The sequence below is a fragment of the Streptomyces sp. NPDC044061 genome (assembly GCF_056434305.1).
This window is the reverse complement of record NZ_JBWKFL010000004.1, coordinates 363,032-378,563: the sequence shown is the minus strand read 5'-3', so window position 1 is coordinate 378,563 and position 15,532 is coordinate 363,032. Positions and strand designations below refer to the sequence as shown.

The 15,532-nt window shown below is 69.7% G+C and carries 17 protein-coding genes; 12 read left to right on the top strand and 5 right to left on the bottom strand.

Translation table 11 applies throughout. From position 1 onward, the window contains the following. Positions 1-109: 109 nt before the first annotated feature. Entirely contained in the window at positions 110-346 is a 237-nt protein-coding gene (locus AC07CM_RS08960; protein ID WP_478875652.1) for a hypothetical protein, read from the bottom strand. 368 nt (positions 347-714) lie between these two features. Here AC07CM_RS08960 and AC07CM_RS08955 point away from each other — a divergent pair, with 368 nt between their 5' ends. After that, positions 715-3,072: an immune inhibitor A domain-containing protein gene (locus AC07CM_RS08955; RefSeq protein ID WP_478875651.1), complete on the top strand. Its 2,358-nt coding sequence runs from the start codon at positions 715-717 to the stop codon at positions 3,070-3,072. A 121-nt stretch (positions 3,073-3,193) separates the two neighbouring features. Next, positions 3,194-3,523, top strand: a complete 330-nt coding sequence (locus tag AC07CM_RS08950; protein WP_478875650.1) for a hypothetical protein — start codon at positions 3,194-3,196, stop codon at positions 3,521-3,523. A gap of 126 nt (positions 3,524-3,649) precedes the next feature. On the opposite strand, the gene AC07CM_RS08945 is transcribed toward AC07CM_RS08950, so the two are convergent. Together AC07CM_RS08945 and AC07CM_RS08940 are read right to left on the bottom strand one after the other, a co-directional pair. After that, complete coding sequence (locus AC07CM_RS08945; RefSeq protein WP_478875649.1) at positions 3,650-4,243, bottom strand: isochorismatase family protein; 594 nt, start codon at positions 4,241-4,243, stop codon at positions 3,650-3,652. A gap of 97 nt (positions 4,244-4,340) precedes the next feature. Further along, complete coding sequence (locus AC07CM_RS08940; protein WP_478875648.1) at positions 4,341-5,687, bottom strand: nicotinate phosphoribosyltransferase; 1,347 nt, start codon at positions 5,685-5,687, stop codon at positions 4,341-4,343. A 57-nt stretch (positions 5,688-5,744) separates the two neighbouring features. Here AC07CM_RS08940 and clpS point away from each other — a divergent pair, with 57 nt between their 5' ends. The 9 genes from clpS to AC07CM_RS08895 all read left to right on the top strand — a co-directional run bounded on the left by clpS (position 5,745) and on the right by AC07CM_RS08895 (position 13,502). After that, complete coding sequence (gene clpS / locus AC07CM_RS08935) at positions 5,745-6,062, top strand: ATP-dependent Clp protease adapter ClpS (protein WP_478875752.1); 318 nt, start codon at positions 5,745-5,747, stop codon at positions 6,060-6,062. A 12-nt stretch (positions 6,063-6,074) separates the two neighbouring features. Continuing rightward, positions 6,075-6,680, top strand: coding sequence for a DUF2017 domain-containing protein (locus AC07CM_RS08930; protein WP_478875647.1), 606 nt, complete (start codon positions 6,075-6,077; stop codon positions 6,678-6,680). Between the two features lie 342 nt (positions 6,681-7,022). Continuing rightward, positions 7,023-8,441: an amino acid permease gene (locus tag AC07CM_RS08925; protein ID WP_478875646.1), complete on the top strand. Its 1,419-nt coding sequence runs from the start codon at positions 7,023-7,025 to the stop codon at positions 8,439-8,441. 145 nt (positions 8,442-8,586) lie between these two features. Next, positions 8,587-9,009 (top strand): M67 family metallopeptidase, encoded by a 423-nt coding sequence (locus AC07CM_RS08920; RefSeq protein WP_478875645.1) that lies wholly within the window; start codon positions 8,587-8,589, stop codon positions 9,007-9,009. Between the two features lie 79 nt (positions 9,010-9,088). Next, entirely contained in the window at positions 9,089-9,184 is a 96-nt protein-coding gene (locus tag AC07CM_RS08915) for a putative leader peptide (RefSeq protein WP_356021866.1), read from the top strand. Between the two features lie 100 nt (positions 9,185-9,284). Then, positions 9,285-9,563 carry a MoaD/ThiS family protein gene (locus AC07CM_RS08910; RefSeq protein WP_478875644.1) on the top strand — a complete coding sequence of 93 codons (279 nt, stop codon included), beginning with the start codon at positions 9,285-9,287 and terminating at the stop codon, positions 9,561-9,563. Between the two features lie 17 nt (positions 9,564-9,580). After that, on the top strand, positions 9,581-10,531 hold the full coding sequence (locus AC07CM_RS08905) for a PLP-dependent cysteine synthase family protein (RefSeq protein WP_478875643.1): 951 nt from the start codon (positions 9,581-9,583) through the stop codon (positions 10,529-10,531). Between the two features lie 290 nt (positions 10,532-10,821). Next, complete coding sequence (locus AC07CM_RS08900; RefSeq protein ID WP_478875642.1) at positions 10,822-12,885, top strand: putative Ig domain-containing protein; 2,064 nt, start codon at positions 10,822-10,824, stop codon at positions 12,883-12,885. 155 nt (positions 12,886-13,040) lie between these two features. After that, positions 13,041-13,502: a hypothetical protein gene (locus tag AC07CM_RS08895; protein ID WP_478875641.1), complete on the top strand. Its 462-nt coding sequence runs from the start codon at positions 13,041-13,043 to the stop codon at positions 13,500-13,502. A gap of 64 nt (positions 13,503-13,566) precedes the next feature. On the opposite strand, the gene AC07CM_RS08890 is transcribed toward AC07CM_RS08895, so the two are convergent. After that, positions 13,567-14,025 carry a type II toxin-antitoxin system PemK/MazF family toxin gene (locus AC07CM_RS08890; protein WP_478875640.1) on the bottom strand — a complete coding sequence of 153 codons (459 nt, stop codon included), beginning with the start codon at positions 14,023-14,025 and terminating at the stop codon, positions 13,567-13,569. 238 nt (positions 14,026-14,263) lie between these two features. Between AC07CM_RS08890 and AC07CM_RS08885 the strand changes: the two genes are divergently transcribed. Next, positions 14,264-15,016, top strand: a complete 753-nt coding sequence (locus tag AC07CM_RS08885; RefSeq protein ID WP_478875639.1) for an MBL fold metallo-hydrolase — start codon at positions 14,264-14,266, stop codon at positions 15,014-15,016. A 60-nt stretch (positions 15,017-15,076) separates the two neighbouring features. Here the strand turns inward: AC07CM_RS08885 and AC07CM_RS08880 are convergent, their stop codons facing one another. After that, complete coding sequence (locus tag AC07CM_RS08880; RefSeq protein WP_478875638.1) at positions 15,077-15,472, bottom strand: hypothetical protein; 396 nt, start codon at positions 15,470-15,472, stop codon at positions 15,077-15,079. Positions 15,473-15,532: the final 60 nt, after the last annotated feature.

Genomic DNA, 15,532 nt, shown 5'->3' with positions numbered 1-15,532 from the left:
AGGGGAGCAAAGGAGGGGGGGAGGGAAAACGGGGAGAATGGGGGGGTATCCGGGCGGGAGAGTGTCTCCCTCCCGCCGCCCCCCCCCCCCCCGCTCTCGCGTACGCGGGTCAGATCGCCGTAGGCACGCGCTCCTCCTCGGGCGCGGCCTCGGTCTCCGTCTGGGCCGTGCGGGACCTCGGCAGTGGCACCGTCATGGCCACCAGCAACCCCAGGGTGAGCGCCGCGAAGGCGATGACAGCGACCCCGAGGCCCGAACTCGTCCGGGACAGCAGCAGCATGGCGAGCGTCGAGAAGATCACGGTGCACGAACCGTAGGCGATCTGTGCGGCAGTCGGACGAGGCATGGCAATCGTGTCCTCGGAAGCTGGAGGTCGGGGGGTGCCGTTTCGACTCTATTCGCGTGCATGCCCGAACGGGACGCCCGGTAAGCGTGACCTAACCCACGGTGCCGGTGCACAGGGGGCGCACGGAGTCATGGCGTCCGGCAAGTGGACGGGCGCACGCGCCCGTTGGCCTGCTCGCGCGGACGTTCGTAAAGCGAACGGCAGCTCCGCATAGTGCACTTGTCCTGCTCAAGTCAAGGTCTGTCTTTTCTTCTAAACCTCTAGTCAAATGTCGTCACTTGATTACACGCGTTGAACGTGCGCGCGCGGATCCTTCCGAGACCAGGACCCCCTGTCCGTGCGCGCGGCGCGGGGGAGGAACTCATCAAGTGACCAGTAGACCCTGGACGTTCAGAGCCGCAGCGATCGGTGTGGCCCTCGCCGCGGCTTCCGCCTCGTTCGCGACCTTCGCCGTCGCGGAGGCGAGCACCACCGCCCGGTCGGCCGCCGTGAACCGGCACGACCCGGCCCCGGTGAAGCAGCAGGCGCACGACCTCGACGGCCCGTTGAGCAAGACCCAGCGGGCACAGCGTCAGGAGGCCCTGAACCAGCTCATATCGGGCAAGGCCAAGGCCAAGGAGCGCAACGGCTCGAAGGTCGTCCAGCTCAAGAGCAAGAAGGGCGACAGCAAGTACGTCGAGCTGAGCCGCGAGAAGACCGACAAGATCTTCACCATCCTGGTGGAGTTCGGGGACCAGACGGACCCCAAGTACGGTGGCACCGCGGGCCCGCAGCACAACACGATCGCCGCGCCGGACCGCAAGAAGGACAACTCGACGGCCTGGCAGAAGGACTACAACCAGAAGCACTACCAGGACCTCTACTTCGGCACCGGCAAGAAGACCGAGTCGCTGAAGAAGTACTACGAGAAGCAGTCCTCGGGCCGCTACTCGGTCGACGGTGAGGTCACGGACTGGGTCAAGGTCCCCTACAACGAGGCCCGGTACGGCAACAACGCCTGCGGCTCCACCAACTGCCCGAGCGTGTGGAACGTCGTCAGCGACGGTCTGAACGCCTGGGTCGCCAAGCAGAAGGCGGCCGGCAAGACCGACGCCGACATCAAGGCGGACCTGGCCAAGTACGACCAGTGGGACCGCTACGACTACGACGGCGACGGCAACTTCAACGAGCCCGACGGCTACGTCGACCACTTCCAGATCGTGCACGCCGGTGAGGACGAGTCCGCGGGCGGCGGCGCGCAGGGTACGGACGCGATCTGGGCCCACCGCTGGTACGCCTTCGGCACCGACGCCGGCGCCACCGGCCCCTCGGAGAACAAGCTCGGCGGCGCGCAGGTCGGCGACACCGGTGTCTGGGTCGGCGACTACACCATCCAGCCGGAGAACGGCGGCCTCGGTGTCTTCGCCCACGAGTACGGCCACGACCTCGGTCTGCCGGACGAGTACGACACCGCCGGCGGCGACAACTCCACCGGCTTCTGGACCCTGATGTCCTCCGGCTCCTGGCTGGGCACCGGCAAGGAGTCCATCGGCGACCTGCCCGGCGACATGAACGCCTGGGACAAGCTGCAGCTGGGCTGGCTGAACTACGACTCCGGCAAGGCCGGCGTCTCCTCCTGGCACAAGCTGGGCCTCGCCGAGTACAACACCAAGTACCGTCAGGCGCTGGTCGTCTCCCTGCCGGACAAGGCCGTCAAGACCGAGATCGTCACCCCGGCGCAGGGCGCGACCCAGTGGTGGAGCGGCAGCGGTGACAACCTCAAGAACACGCTGACCCGTTCGGTGGACCTCACCGGCAAGTCGTCGGCCGCGCTCAACCTCGACGGCTGGTACGACATCGAGAACGGCTACGACTACCTCTACACCGAGGTGTCGACCGACGGCGGCGCCAACTGGACCGCGCTCGACGGCACGGTGGACGGCCAGGCCATCCCGCGCGACGGCTCCGGCAAGCCGGCCCTGACCGGCACGGTCGACGGCTACAAGAAGCTGTCGTACTCGCTGGACGCCTACGCGGGCAAGAAGATCGACCTGCGCTTCCGCTACCAGAGCGACGGCGGTGTGGCCCTGAAGGGCTTCGCGGCCGACGAGATCACGGTGACCGCGGACGGTACCCCGCTCTTCTCCGACAACGCCGAGAGCGCGGACGCCGCTTGGACCGCCACCGGCTTCTCCCGCATCGGCGCGTCCTTCACCAAGGACTACAAGCAGTACTACATCGCCGAGAACCGCCAGTACGTCTCGTACGACAAGACCCTGAAGGTCGGCCCGTACAACTTCGGTTTCGCGAGCCGTCCGGACTGGGTGGAGCACTACCCGTACCAGAACGGCCTGTTGATCTGGAAGTGGGACACCTCCCAGGCGGACAACAACACCAACTCCACCAACGGCCACCCGGGCACCGGTCTGATCCTGCCGATCGACGCGCACCCGAAGGCGCTGAAGTGGTCCGACGGCACGCTGCTGCGCAACCGCATCCAGGCCTACGACTCGCCGTTCAGCCTGGACGCCACGGACGGCTTCACGCTGCACAAGGCGGACAAGGCGACCAAGATCAAGTCGCAGAAGGGGGTGTCGGTCTTCAACGACCGCACCAGCACCTACTACGACGTGTCGAACCCGACCGGTGGTGTCAAGATCACTGACACCAACACCAAGATCAAGATCATCAAGCAGGCCAAGGATGGCTCGACGATCGAGCTGGAAGTCGGCCCGGCGGTGAAGTAGCGGATATTTCCGCAGGTCAGAAGCGTATCGGCGGTGACCCCCTGGCGGGTCGCCGCCGATCGTGTTTAGGTGCGTCCTGTGGCTCGCTTATTGACACCGACCGAAACGGGGATGTGACCGCATGGCCGCAGGAGGCTTCTGCAAGCTGCCGAACGGCACGGTGGTGGTGGCACTGAATCTGCCCAGCCCGGCCGGCGGCGCCGACGGGGTGCGCGTACTGGTCCACGCCCAGAACCGCGCCCGCGCGCTGACGCGCCTGCGCAACCTGGGCCTGCGGGCGATCTACCTGCGGGGCAACGCGGCCCCGCCGACCCCGGACGAGATCACGGCGGTCCTTCATCATCCCGATGGCCTCATATGGCGGACGGCACCTGACAACGGTGTCGTCTCGGTCGAGCTGTGGCACCCCATCCGGGCGTTGCTGCGCAGCTCGGCGGTGGTGCAGGGCTGAGCCGGGACGGGCGGCGGGTGCGCGGGGACCCGGTCGACCGGCCTGCCGGCCGACCGCGCGGTTCCCCGCGCGCCCGAGCCGGCTGCCCGGCGCCGTCCGTCACCCGGCGCCTTCGCGGAAGCGGTCCTACCCGCTGACGACCGGCTTGCCCGTGAGTTCCACCCCGGCCTGGCGCAGCTCCTCCAGCGCCCGTTCCGTGGTCTCGGGGGCGACGCCCGCCGTGAGGTCCAGCAGGACCTGGGCGCGGAAGCCCTCCCTCGCCGCGTCCAGCGCGGTGGCGCGTACGCAGTGGTCCGTCGCTATGCCGACCACGTCGACCTCGTCGATGTGGCGGGCGCGCAGCCACTCGGCCAGGGAGTCCCCGTTCTCGTCGGTGCCCTCGAAGCCGCTGTACGCCGCCGAGTACGCCCCCTTGTCGAACACCGCGTCCACCGCCCCGGACGCGACGGCCGGTGCGAAGTTCGGGTGGAAGCCCACCCCCTCCGTGCCCGCCACGCAGTGCGCGGGCCAGGAGCGGACGAAGTCGGGGTTGTCCGCGAAGTGCCCACCGGGCGCGATGTGGTGGTCACGGGTGGCGACCACATGGCGGTATCCGGTGCCCCCCGCCTGGCCGATCAGCTCGGTGATGGCGGCGGCCACGTCGGCACCACCGGCGACCGCGAGGCTGCCCCCCTCGCAGAAGTCGTTCTGCACGTCTACGACGATCAAGGCGCGGCGCATGCTGGGTGTCCTTCGACTGTGGGTTAAGTAACTGAGCCTAGAGACTTTGGCGCCCCTGCGGGAGGGGGCGTCGGCGGGCGCGGACGGCGGTCGCGCTTTAGCTACCCGAGCGCCCCGGGAGGTACTCCGTCGGAAGGACGGGTTCCCCCCGGGAGAGCTGGATGGCGGACAGCGGCAGATTGGCCCGCGCGGCGATGTGCCGCTCGCGGGGCACGTCGAGCGGCTCGCGCGTCACGACCTCGCCGCCCTTGACCAGCTGCACCAGCAGCTGCCGGTCGGCCAGCTCGGCCGGCACCGGCCCGGTGCCGACGACCTCGGCCTCGGCCACCCGCTCCTCGTCCAGCCGCCGGGCCGCCCACTTGCGCCCGCCGATCGAGGTCTTGCCCCCGGTGGACTTCTTCGCGACCGGCACCAGGGGTGCCTTCGGGTCGGTGGTCTCGGCGCGCGCGACCAGCTTGTAGACCATGGAGGCGGTCGGGTGGCCCGAGCCGGTCACCAGCTGCGTGCCGACGCCGTACGCGTCCACGGGCGCCGCCGCCAGGGAGGCGATGGCGTACTCGTCCAGATCCGAGGTCACGACGATCTTCGTACCGGTCGCCCCCAGCTCGTCCAGCTGGTGCCGCACCCGGTGCGCGACGAGCAGCAGGTCGCCGGAGTCGATGCGCACCGCGCCCAGCTCGGGACCGGCCACCTCCACCGCCGTGCGGACCGCCTCGGCGACGTCGTAGGTGTCCACCAGCAGGGTCGTGCCCCTGCCCAGGGAGTCCACCTGCGCCTGGAAGGCGTCCCGCTCCCGGTCGTGCAGCAGGGTGAAGGCGTGCGCGGAGGTGCCGACGGTCGGGATGCCGTACCGGAAGCCGGCCGCGAGGTCGGAGGTGGTCGCGAAGCCGCCGACGTAGGCGGCCCGCGCGGCGGCCACGGCGGACAGCTCGTGGGTGCGCCGGGCACCCATCTCGATCAGCGGCCGGTCACCGGCGGCGGAGGCCATCCGGGAGGCGGCGGCCGCGATCGCCGAGTCGTGGTTGAGGATGGACAGGATCACGGTCTCCAGGAGCACGCACTCGGCGAAGGTGCCCTCGACCCGCATGATCGGCGAGCCGGGGAAGTACACCTCGCCCTCGGGATAGCCCCAGACGTCACCGCTGAAGCGGTAGCCGGCGAGCCACTTCAGGGTCTCCTCGTCGACGATCCCCCGCTCCCGCAGGAAGCCGAGCACGCCCTCGTCGAAGCGGAAGTTCTCCACCGCGTCCAGGACCCGTCCGGTGCCGGCCACCACGCCGTAGCGGCGCCCGTCCGGCAGCCTGCGGGTGAAGACCTCGAACACGCTGCGCCGCTCTGCCGTACCGGCCCGCAGGGCGGCCTGCAGCATCGTCAGCTCGTACTGGTCCGTGAAGAGCGCCGTCGAGGGAACGTTCACCGGCAGCCCAAGGTCCGCTGTGTTCATGGCAATGCATCGTACCCCCATTTCGTCAGTGTGACGATTTGTGGCGTGCGTGGCAGCATGGGCTGTGTGACGTCACCCGCGCCCGTAGAGATCGAACGCACCGAGTCGGCGGAGGAGGTCTTCGCCGTACCCGAACCCGACGTCCCCTGGATCACGATCGTCCACAACGACCCGGTCAACCTCATGAGCTATGTGACGTACGTCTTCCAGTCGTACTTCGGCTACACCAAGGACAAGGCCACCAAGCTCATGCTCGACGTCCACCACAAGGGCCGGGCCGTCGTCTCCAGCGGCAGTCGCGAGGAGATGGAACGCGACGTGCAGGCGATGCACGGCTACGGTCTGTGGGCCACCCTCCAGCAGGACCGGAAGTAGCGAACCTCTCAGATGCCCGGACATTTCGAACCGATTCCCGGTGGCGGCGCCGCCGTCGCGCTCGACGACGTCGAGATCTCCATCATCAGGTCGCTGGCCGTCCAGCTCCTGGAGCTCATCGGGCCCGGCCCCGGAGCGGACGCCCCGGGCGACCCGCTGGCCGAGCTCTTCGCCGAGGGCCCGAGCGAGCCGCCCAGCGACCCGGTCCTCAGAAGGCTCTTCCCGGACGCCTACAGCGACCCGGAGCAGGAGGCCGGCTCGACGGCCGAGGCCGAGGAGCGGCAGGCCCACTCGGCCGAGTTCCGCCGCTACACCGAGAACGACCTCAGGGCCGGCAAGCGGGACAACGCCCTCGCGGTGATCCGCACCCTGGACGCGCTGGCCCCGGTGGACGAGGGCGGTGCGGTCCTCAAGCTCTCCCCGGAGGAGTCGAGGCGCTGGCTCGGCGCCCTCAACGATCTGCGGCTGGCGATCGGCGCCCGGCTGGAGATCACCGACGAGGACGACACCGACCTGCTCTACCGGCTCCCGGACGAGGACCCGCGCAAGCCCATGGTGCTGGCCTATCTGTGGCTGGGTGGCCTCCAGGAAACGCTCGTGACCACCCTTATGCCCTGACTTGTCACCCTTCGGTGTTCGCTCAGAGGACGCTCAAATCCGGATAACGATCCCGTCACCGTTGCGGCCATGTTTGCCGCTTTTGGGCGCACTTTGTCCACTTTTCCCTGTGTGATGCGCCACAACGCCCCTCTGTGATCAATATTGCGGCCGTGATAAATCTTCACGACCGCCCGGCCGAACACCACCCATGTCCGGCCGGGTGCGCCACCGAGCCGGCGACCGCCGGCCAGGCACGGGCGGGCTCGCGAAACCCGCCCAGCTCCATCCATCCGGGGGGATCGAAACCCGATCCGAGGCCGACGAAAGGCCCGGGTCGGCATGGAGAAAGGCGCACCACACATGACCTCTGAGAAGGTCACCAACGCCCCTGAGGAGGGGTACGAGCGCGGGCTCGGCAGCCGTCAGGTCCAGATGATCGCGATCGGCGGCGCCATCGGCGTCGGCCTGTTCCTGGGAGCCGGGGCCAACATCGCCAAGGCCGGCCCCAGCCTCATCCTGATGTACGCCCTCGCGGGCGCGATCGTCTTCTTCATCATGCGGGCCCTGGGCGAGCTGCTGCTCTATCGCCCGGTCTCGGGATCCTTCGCCGAGTACTCCCGCGAGTTCCTCGGCCCGTTCTTCGGCTACTTCACCGGCTGGACGTACTGGCTGATGTGGGTGGTCACCGGCATGGCCGAGCTGACGGCCGCCGCCATCTACGTGAACTACTGGTTCCCGGCCGTCCCGCAGTGGGTGACCGCGCTGGTCTTCCTGGTCGTCCTGTTCGTGGCCAACCTGATCTCGGTGAAGCTCTTCGGTGAGATCGAGTTCTGGTTCTCGATGGTCAAGGTCACCGCGCTGATCGGCATGATCGTGATCGGTCTGGGCGTGCTGACCTTCGGCTTCAGCGCCGCCGGCGACACGGCCCACGTGGCCAACCTCTGGCAGTTCGACGGCTTCTTCCCCAAGGGCATCGGCTCGTCCCTGATGACCCTGCAGGGCGTCATGTTCGCCTACCTCGCGGTCGAGCTGGTCGGCGTCACCGCCGGCGAGTCCGAGAACCCGGAGAAGACCCTCCCGAAGGCGATCAACACCCTGCCCTGGCGCATCGCGCTGTTCTACGTCGGTGCCCTCACCGTCATCCTGTGCGTGGTGAAGTGGACCGAGTTCGCGGCGGGCGTCAGCCCCTTCGTGAAGGCGTTCGCGGTGATCGGCATCCCGGCCGGCGCGGGCATCGTCAACTTCGTCGTGCTGACCGCGGCCCTGTCCTCCTGCAACTCCGGCATGTACTCCACGGGCCGCATGCTGCGCACCCTGGCCGACAACGGCGAGGCCCCGAAGGCGTTCAGCCGGCTGTCGACGTCGAAGACCCCGGCGCTCGGCATCACGGTCTCCGTCGCCTTCATGGCCATCGGCGTGGTCCTCAACTACATCGTTCCGGAGAAGGCGTTCGGCTACGTCACCTCCGTCGCCACCGCGGCCGGCATCTGGACCTGGCTGATGATCCTGATCAGCCACGTCCTGTACCGCCGCGCGGTCGTCGCGGGCCGGCTGCCGGCCTCCTCCTTCCCGGCGCCGGGCGGCGCGGTGTGCAGCTGGATCGCCATCGTGTTCCTGCTCTTCGTCACCGGTCTGATCGCGTACGACGCCGACTCCCGCGTCTGCCTCTACGTGATGGCCGGCTGGGCCGCTGCCCTCGGCGTCGGCTGGGCGGTCCTGAAGGCCCGCAACCCGCAGGTCACCGAGCGCCACGAGCCGGAGCTGGAGAAGGTGGGCTGACCACCGCGCAAGACCCCTCCCAGGACGTCCGGCCACCGAGAGCACTCGTGGCGCTCTCGGCGGCCGCCGCTCAGGACGTCCATCATGTGGGCCGTCCCGTACCACACCTCGGTACGGGACGGCCCCTCTGCTTATCCTGACCCCCATGCTGACCATCACCCAGGCCCTGTACGACCAGATCGTCGCCCACGCGCGCGAGGACCACCCCGACGAGGCGTGCGGCGTGGTCGCCGGCCCGGTGGGCGCCGGCCGCCCCGAGCGCTTCATCCCGATGCTGAACGCGGCCCGCTCGCCCACGTTCTACGAGTTCGACTCGCAGGACCTGCTCAAGCTCTACCGCGAGATGGACGACCGCGACGAGGAGCCGGTGATCATCTACCACTCCCACACCGCGACCGAGGCCTACCCCTCCCGCACCGACATCGGCTACGCCAACGAGCCGGGCGCGCACTACGTCCTGGTCTCCACCGCGGACGCCGACGGCCTCGGCGAGTTCCAGTTCCGCTCCTTCCGGATCCTCGAGGGCGAGGTCACGGAGGAGGAGGTCAAGGTCGTGGAGGCGTACTGATCTCAGCCCTTGGTTGGAATCCGTCCGTCATGTGGGATCACATTCCAGGACCCGGACCGGGAATCGATACGATGAGCCCATGGTTCTGAACGACGTGAGCGAGAAGGCGCCGGGCATCCTGCTCGTGGCGCGGCTGCACGTCGACCTGTGCAGGCTGAACAGCGCCATCTGTTGACGTTCCCCCGCCGCCGTACGGCCGTGAGCCGCGGCGCGCCGCTTCGCGCCGCCGTGCGCACACCGAACCGACGAACCCTTTCCGACAGGAGCCCGCAACCATGGCCATCGAGGTCCGCATCCCCACCATCCTCCGCCAGTACACCGACGGTCAGAAGGCGGTGGAGGCCAGCGGTGAGACCCTCGCCGACCTCTTCGCCGACCTCGAGACGCGGCACGCGGGCATCCAGGCCCGCATCGTGGACAACGGCCAGCTGCGCCGCTTCGTCAACGTGTACCTGAACGACGAGGACGTCCGCTTCGTCGACGGCATCGGCACCAAGCTGTCCGACGGCGACACCGTGACGATCCTGCCGGCCGTCGCCGGCGGCATGGCCTGATCGGTCGCTGAGCAGCGATGCGCTACGACTCCCCGCTGGCCGCGGTGGGCAACACCCCTCTGGTGCGCCTGCCGCGGCTCTCGCCGTCCCCTGAGGTCCGGATCTGGGCCAAGCTGGAGGACCGCAACCCGACCGGCTCGGTCAAGGACCGCCCGGCCCTGCACATGATCGAGCAGGCGGAGAAGGACGGCCGCCTGACCCCCGGGTGCACGATCCTCGAACCCACCTCGGGCAACACCGGCATCTCCCTCGCGATGGCCGCCAAGCTCAAGGGCTACCGCATGGTCTGCGTGATGCCCGAGAACACCTCGCAGGAGCGCCGGGACCTGCTCGGCATGTGGGGCGCCGAGATCATCTCCTCCCCGGCCGCGGGCGGCTCGAACACCGCCGTACGCGTGGCCAAGGAACTGGCCGCCGAGCACCCCGACTGGGTGATGCTCTACCAGTACGGCAACCCGGACAACGCGGGCGCCCACTACGCGACGACGGGCCCGGAGATCCTCGCGGACCTCCCCTCCGTCACCCACTTCGTCGCGGGCCTCGGCACCACCGGCACCCTCATGGGCGTCGGCCGCTACCTGCGCGAGCACAAGCCGGACGTGAAGATCGTCGCCGCCGAACCGCGCTACGACGACCTGGTGTACGGCCTGCGCAACCTCGACGAGGGCTTCGTACCGGAGCTGTACGACGCCTCCGTCCTCACCACCCGCTTCTCGGTCGGCTCCGCCGACGCGGTCACCCGCACCCGGGAACTCCTCCAGCAGGAGGGCATCTTCGCGGGCGTCTCGACCGGTGCCGCGTTGCACGCGGCGATCGGCGTCGGCAAGAAGGCGGTCAAGGCGGGCGAGCGCGCGGACATCGTCTTCATCGTGGCCGACGGCGGCTGGAAGTACCTCTCCACCGGCGTCTACACGGCGGCCACCACCGAGGAGGCCATCGAGACGCTGCATGGCCAGCTCTGGGCCTAGCCGGACCAAGCCCGGCTCGTCTCGAGCACAGCCCGGATCAAGCGCAGGCCAGCCCCCTCCTATGAGGGGGCCAACCTCATCCTATGGAGGGGCAAAGAATTCCCTCCGGTACTGCCGGGTCTCCTCGCCCCGGGGCTACGTTCCTCCCGCACACACCCTGTCATGTCACGAACATTCGACGGGGTGTGTGAGTGTCATGCTCATGACTGCGCGGTTCTGCCGCCGCTACGCGCGTCACGGGCCTGCCCGACCAGTGCGAGAAACCCCACTTCCCCATGGAGGCAGTACCCATGCGTGAGTCGCGCCCGAGCGGCCGGAGACGGAGTCTGCGAAGACTTCTGTCCATCGCCCTTCCCGCCCTCGCCCTCACCGTCGCCGGACTGGCCGCGGCGCCGGCGGCCGGGGCCCAGGCCGCCGCACCCGCTCCCCACACCTCGCGGGCCGCCCAGAACGCCAAGGCGCTGACCGCCCCCCAGCGGCAGACCTTCCACTCCACCGGCAAGGCCGGCCAGAAGGTCCCCACCACCCACCTGTGCGCCACCGCCGAGCCGGGCCACGCGTCCTGCTTCGCCCAGCGGCGCACCGACATCAAGCAGCGGCTCGCCTCGGCGCTCGCCGCCGCCGCGCCCTCAGGCCTCTCCCCGGCCAACCTGCACAGCGCCTACAACCTGCCCTCCACCGGAGGCAGCGGCCTGACGGTCGCGGTGGTCGACGCCTACAACGACCCCAACGCCGAGTCGGACCTGGCCACTTACCGCTCCACCTACGGCCTGTCCGCCTGCACCAAGGCCAACGGCTGCTTCAAGCAGGTCAGCCAGACCGGTTCGACCACCTCGCTGCCCACCAACGACACCGGATGGGCCGGCGAGGAGGCGCTGGACCTCGACATGGTCAGCGCGGTCTGCCCGAACTGCAACATCGTCCTGGTCGAGGCCAACTCCGCGAACGACACCGACCTCGGCATCGCCGAGAACGAGGCCGTCTCGCTCGGCGCCAAGTTCGTCTCCAACAGCTGGGGCGGCGACGAGTCGTCCGCGCAGACCGGCGAGGACACCCAGTACTTCAAGCACCCGGGCGTCGCCATCACCGTCTCCTCCGGCGACTCCGCCTACGGCGCCGAGTACCCGGCGACCTCCCAGTACGTGACCGCCGTCGGCGGCACCGCGCTCAGCACCGCCTCCAACTCCCGCGGCTGGAGCGAGTCGGTGTGGCACACCAGCTCCACCGAGGGCACCGGCTCCGGCTGCTCGGCGTACGACCCGAAGCCGAGCTGGCAGACCGACGCCGGCTGCTCCAAGCGCATGGAGGCCGACGTCTCCGCGGTCGCCGACCCGGCCACCGGCGTGGCCGTCTACGACACCTACGGCGGCTCCGGCTGGGCGGTCTACGGCGGCACCAGCGCCTCCGCGCCGATCATCGCCGGTGTGTACGCCCTCGCCGGCACCCCCGGCTCCGGCGACTACCCGGCGAAGTACCCCTACACCCACACCAGCAACCTGTACGACGTGACCAGCGGCAGCAACGGCTCCTGTTCCACCTCGTACTTCTGCACCGCGCGCACCGGCTACGACGGCCCGACCGGCTGGGGCACCCCGAACGGCACCACCGCCTTCACCGCCGGCACCACCGGCGGCAACACGGTGACCGTCATCAACCCCGGCAGCCAGTCCACGACCACCGGCGGCTCGGTCAGCCTGCAGATCCACGCCACCGACAGCGCGGGCGCGGCCCTGACCTACAGCGCCTCCGGCCTGCCGACCGGCCTGTCGATCAACAGCTCCGGCCTGATCAGCGGCACGGCGTCCACCGCGGGCACCTACCAGGTCACGGTCACCGCGACCGACTCCACCGGCGCCTCCGGCTCCACCTCCTTCACCTGGACGGTCGGCTCCGGCGGCGGCACCTGCACCTCGTCCCAGCTGCTCGGCAACCCCGGCTTCGAGTCGGGCAACACCACCTGGACCGCCAGCAGCGGTGTCATCACCACCGACAGCGGTGAGGCGGCCCACGGCGGCTCCTACAAGGCCTGGCTCGACGGTTACGGCTCCTCGCACACCGACACGCTGTCCCAGTCGGTGACCGTCCCGGCCGGCTGCAAGGCCAGCTTCACCTTCTACCTGCACATCGACACCGCCGAGACCGGCAGCACCGCGTACGACAAGCTGACGGTCACCGCCGGTTCGACCACGCTGGCGACGTACTCGAACGTCAACGCCGCCTCGGGGTACGCGCAGAAGACCTTCGACCTGTCCTCGTTCGCGGGTCAGACGGTCACCCTGAAGTTCAGCGGAGCGGAGGACTCCTCCCTCCAGACCAGCTTCGTCGTCGACGACACCGCCGTGACGACCAGCTGATCCGTACGGCACCCGGTCCCGCACGCGGAAGCGTCTTCCCGCGTGCGGGATTCGCCTGTGCGGATCCGTCCGTGTGGGATCCGACCGCGCCGGTGGTACGTCACATCTGCACCAGGCGGCCGGTCGTCCGGCCACGGCAGAAAGGCGGTCCCCCCATGCGCCGTACGACGCCCATCGCCATCGTGGCGGCAGCGCTGCTCCTCGCGGCCTGCGGCTCCCAGAGCGGCGGGGACAAAGGAGGCGGCAGCGGCAGCGGCAGGGTGTCACCGTCGGCATCCGCCCCCTCCTCCGGCGGCGGCTGCGTCACCCACGCGGAACTGACCGCCGCCGACGACGGCCGCGCCCTCTGCCTGGCCAAGGGCGGCGAACTGCGGCTCACCCTGGACGGCACCAAGGCCCGCCCCTGGAAGCCGGTCCAGGTGAGCGGCACCGTCCTGAAGGCGATCAACTCCGGCTTCGTCATCCAGCCGGGTGACGCCACGGCGGCCTACCAGGCGGCGGCGCCCGGAACCGCGAAGCTGACGTCCTCGCGTCCGCTGTGCGCCGAGCCCACGGCTCCCGGTCAGGTCTCCTGCAAGGGCATCCAGGAGTGGACGGTCACCGTGAAGGTGCGGTGAGGCAGCGCCCCGACGGGGCGCGGCGAACTGCGCGACCAGCTACGACTGAGCAGACGATCGACGGCTAACCCGCCAGGTGCCGTACCTGATCCCACAGGACGGGGTCGACCACGCCGACCCGGCGCCGGAAATCGCCGAACGGCACCTCACGCAGCTCGTCGGTCTGCAGGAAGCTGGGCCGGCCGTGGGCGTCGCCGACCGAGCCGGGCGGCAGCGGGATCACCCCGGCGCGCTCGTCGTGGTACTTGCTGGTGATCTTCGCGACCGTGGCCCGGTTGCCTCGCACGGCCAGTACCAGGCAGGGCCGGTCCTTGACCTCGGCGCGCTCCTCGTAGGGCACGTTCGCCCACCAGATGTCCCCGGGATGCGGACGTGCCGTCAGCCGCCGGGCCCGGGCGCCGGGACGCCCCGGCGGCCGCAGCCGCCGGCCGGCCCGGTGGCCGCGCCCCCAGCCGTCGACGAGCGTGGCGACCAGCGCGAGCAGTACCACCGCCGCGAGCGCCAGCCACCAGGACGTGTCCATACGCACGACGTTACCGGCGTGCGCCGAGCAGCGCGCGCCCTCCCGTGAGCTTCAGCGCCCCCAGTCCAGCCGAACCGGTGACAGCACAGGTGAGTTCGCCCACAACGGCCCCTGGCGGAGGAGCGACCCGCCCTTTTGCGCCTTACGCTCGACAAACCGCACGACCCCTGTCTGTCCGCTGCCCCGACCCCTTCCGGTCCCCGCCCCACGGTGCCCCGCCAACGGAGGTTTCTGCTTCATGAAGCTCACCGTCGTCGGCTGCTCGGGGTCGTTTCCGTCCGTGGATTCGGCCTGCTCGAGCTACCTCGTCGAGGCCGACGGCTTCAGGCTGCTTCTCGACATGGGCAACGGCGCCCTGGGCGAGCTGCAGCGCCACTGCGGTCTCTACGACCTCGACGCGATCTTCCTGAGTCACCTGCACGCCGATCACTGCATCGACATGCTCGGGTACTTCGTCGCGCGCTACTACCGCCACGACGGCGGCCGCTGCGGTCCCATCCCGGTCTACGGCCCGGAGGGCACCGAACACCGGCTGACCACGGCGTACGCCGACACCCCCTCCGCCTCCTCCATGAGCGAGGTCTTCGACTTCCACACGGTCAAGCCGTCCACGTTCGAGATCGGCCCGTTCGCGGTGCACACCGAGCGGGTCCGCCATCCCGTGGAGGCGTATGCCATCCGCATCGAGCACGGCGGGAAGTCCCTGACGTACTCCGGTGACACGGGGGTGAGCCAGGCGCTGGACGAGCTGGCCCGGGACACCGACCTGCTCCTGTGCGAGGCCGCGTTCACGCACGGCAAGGAGAACATCCCCGACCTGCACCTCAACGGCCGCGAGGCCGGCGAGACGGCGGCCCGCGCGGCCGCCCGCCGCCTGGTCCTCACCCACATCCCGCCGTGGACCGACCCGCAGGTCAATCTGGCGGACGCCCGCGAGGCCTTCACCGGCCCGGTGGAACTGGCCGCTCCGCGGGCCGTCTACGAGATCTAGCCTCAGCTGTGAAGGGCCCGGAACCGAACCGGTTCCGGGTACCTTCCGGCCGCCGGGAGATCAGCCGACGCCGGGCCCGTCCTCCAGTTCGCCCAACACCCGGCCGAGCATCCCGAAGTCGTCCAGCACACCCTGTCCGGCGCCACGTGCGACCACCTTCCGGTATGCGGGCAGGACCGTCTCGTAATGACCGCCGGCCAGCGCCAGTGTCGACTGCAGTTCGAAGAGGCGGGCCATGAGATGACGGTTCGACGGTTCCTCCTCCGCCGCGACGGCGTCGATCCGGTCGACGAGGACGGACAGCCGTCCGAGGAGCCGGCTCGATTCCAGGAGCGTGCGGTAGTACGTGGCCTCGACGGCCCGTCCCGCCTCCATGAGCAGGGCCGTGTACGTCCGCAGGGCGTCGGCGTCGCCGAGCCGCAGGGCCAGCTCGCACAGCAGGCTCCAGGAGTCCACGATCCGCTCGGACCGGTAGCCGGGCGCGCCCGGAGCGGCGTCCCCTCCAGGAAAGAGGCT

Coding starts and splice junctions, on each gene's coding strand:
- AC07CM_RS08945 (WP_478875649.1), bottom strand. CDS start 4,243: ATGCGCCGCGCCTTGATCGTCGTAGACGTGCAGAACGACTTCTGCGAG.
- AC07CM_RS08895 (WP_478875641.1), top strand. CDS start 13,041: ATGCGCCGTACGACGCCCATCGCCATCGTGGCGGCAGCGCTGCTCCTC.
- AC07CM_RS08910 (WP_478875644.1), top strand. CDS start 9,285: ATGGCCATCGAGGTCCGCATCCCCACCATCCTCCGCCAGTACACCGAC.
- AC07CM_RS08920 (WP_478875645.1), top strand. CDS start 8,587: ATGCTGACCATCACCCAGGCCCTGTACGACCAGATCGTCGCCCACGCG.
- AC07CM_RS08940 (WP_478875648.1), bottom strand. CDS start 5,687: ATGAACACAGCGGACCTTGGGCTGCCGGTGAACGTTCCCTCGACGGCG.
- AC07CM_RS08930 (WP_478875647.1), top strand. CDS start 6,075: ATGCCCGGACATTTCGAACCGATTCCCGGTGGCGGCGCCGCCGTCGCG.
- clpS (WP_478875752.1), top strand. CDS start 5,745: ATGGGCTGTGTGACGTCACCCGCGCCCGTAGAGATCGAACGCACCGAG.
- AC07CM_RS08950 (WP_478875650.1), top strand. CDS start 3,194: ATGGCCGCAGGAGGCTTCTGCAAGCTGCCGAACGGCACGGTGGTGGTG.
- AC07CM_RS08885 (WP_478875639.1), top strand. CDS start 14,264: ATGAAGCTCACCGTCGTCGGCTGCTCGGGGTCGTTTCCGTCCGTGGAT.
- AC07CM_RS08890 (WP_478875640.1), bottom strand. CDS start 14,025: ATGGACACGTCCTGGTGGCTGGCGCTCGCGGCGGTGGTACTGCTCGCG.
- AC07CM_RS08960 (WP_478875652.1), bottom strand. CDS start 346: ATGCCTCGTCCGACTGCCGCACAGATCGCCTACGGTTCGTGCACCGTG.
- AC07CM_RS08925 (WP_478875646.1), top strand. CDS start 7,023: ATGACCTCTGAGAAGGTCACCAACGCCCCTGAGGAGGGGTACGAGCGC.
- AC07CM_RS08905 (WP_478875643.1), top strand. CDS start 9,581: ATGCGCTACGACTCCCCGCTGGCCGCGGTGGGCAACACCCCTCTGGTG.
- AC07CM_RS08900 (WP_478875642.1), top strand. CDS start 10,822: ATGCGTGAGTCGCGCCCGAGCGGCCGGAGACGGAGTCTGCGAAGACTT.
- AC07CM_RS08915 (WP_356021866.1), top strand. CDS start 9,089: ATGGTTCTGAACGACGTGAGCGAGAAGGCGCCGGGCATCCTGCTCGTG.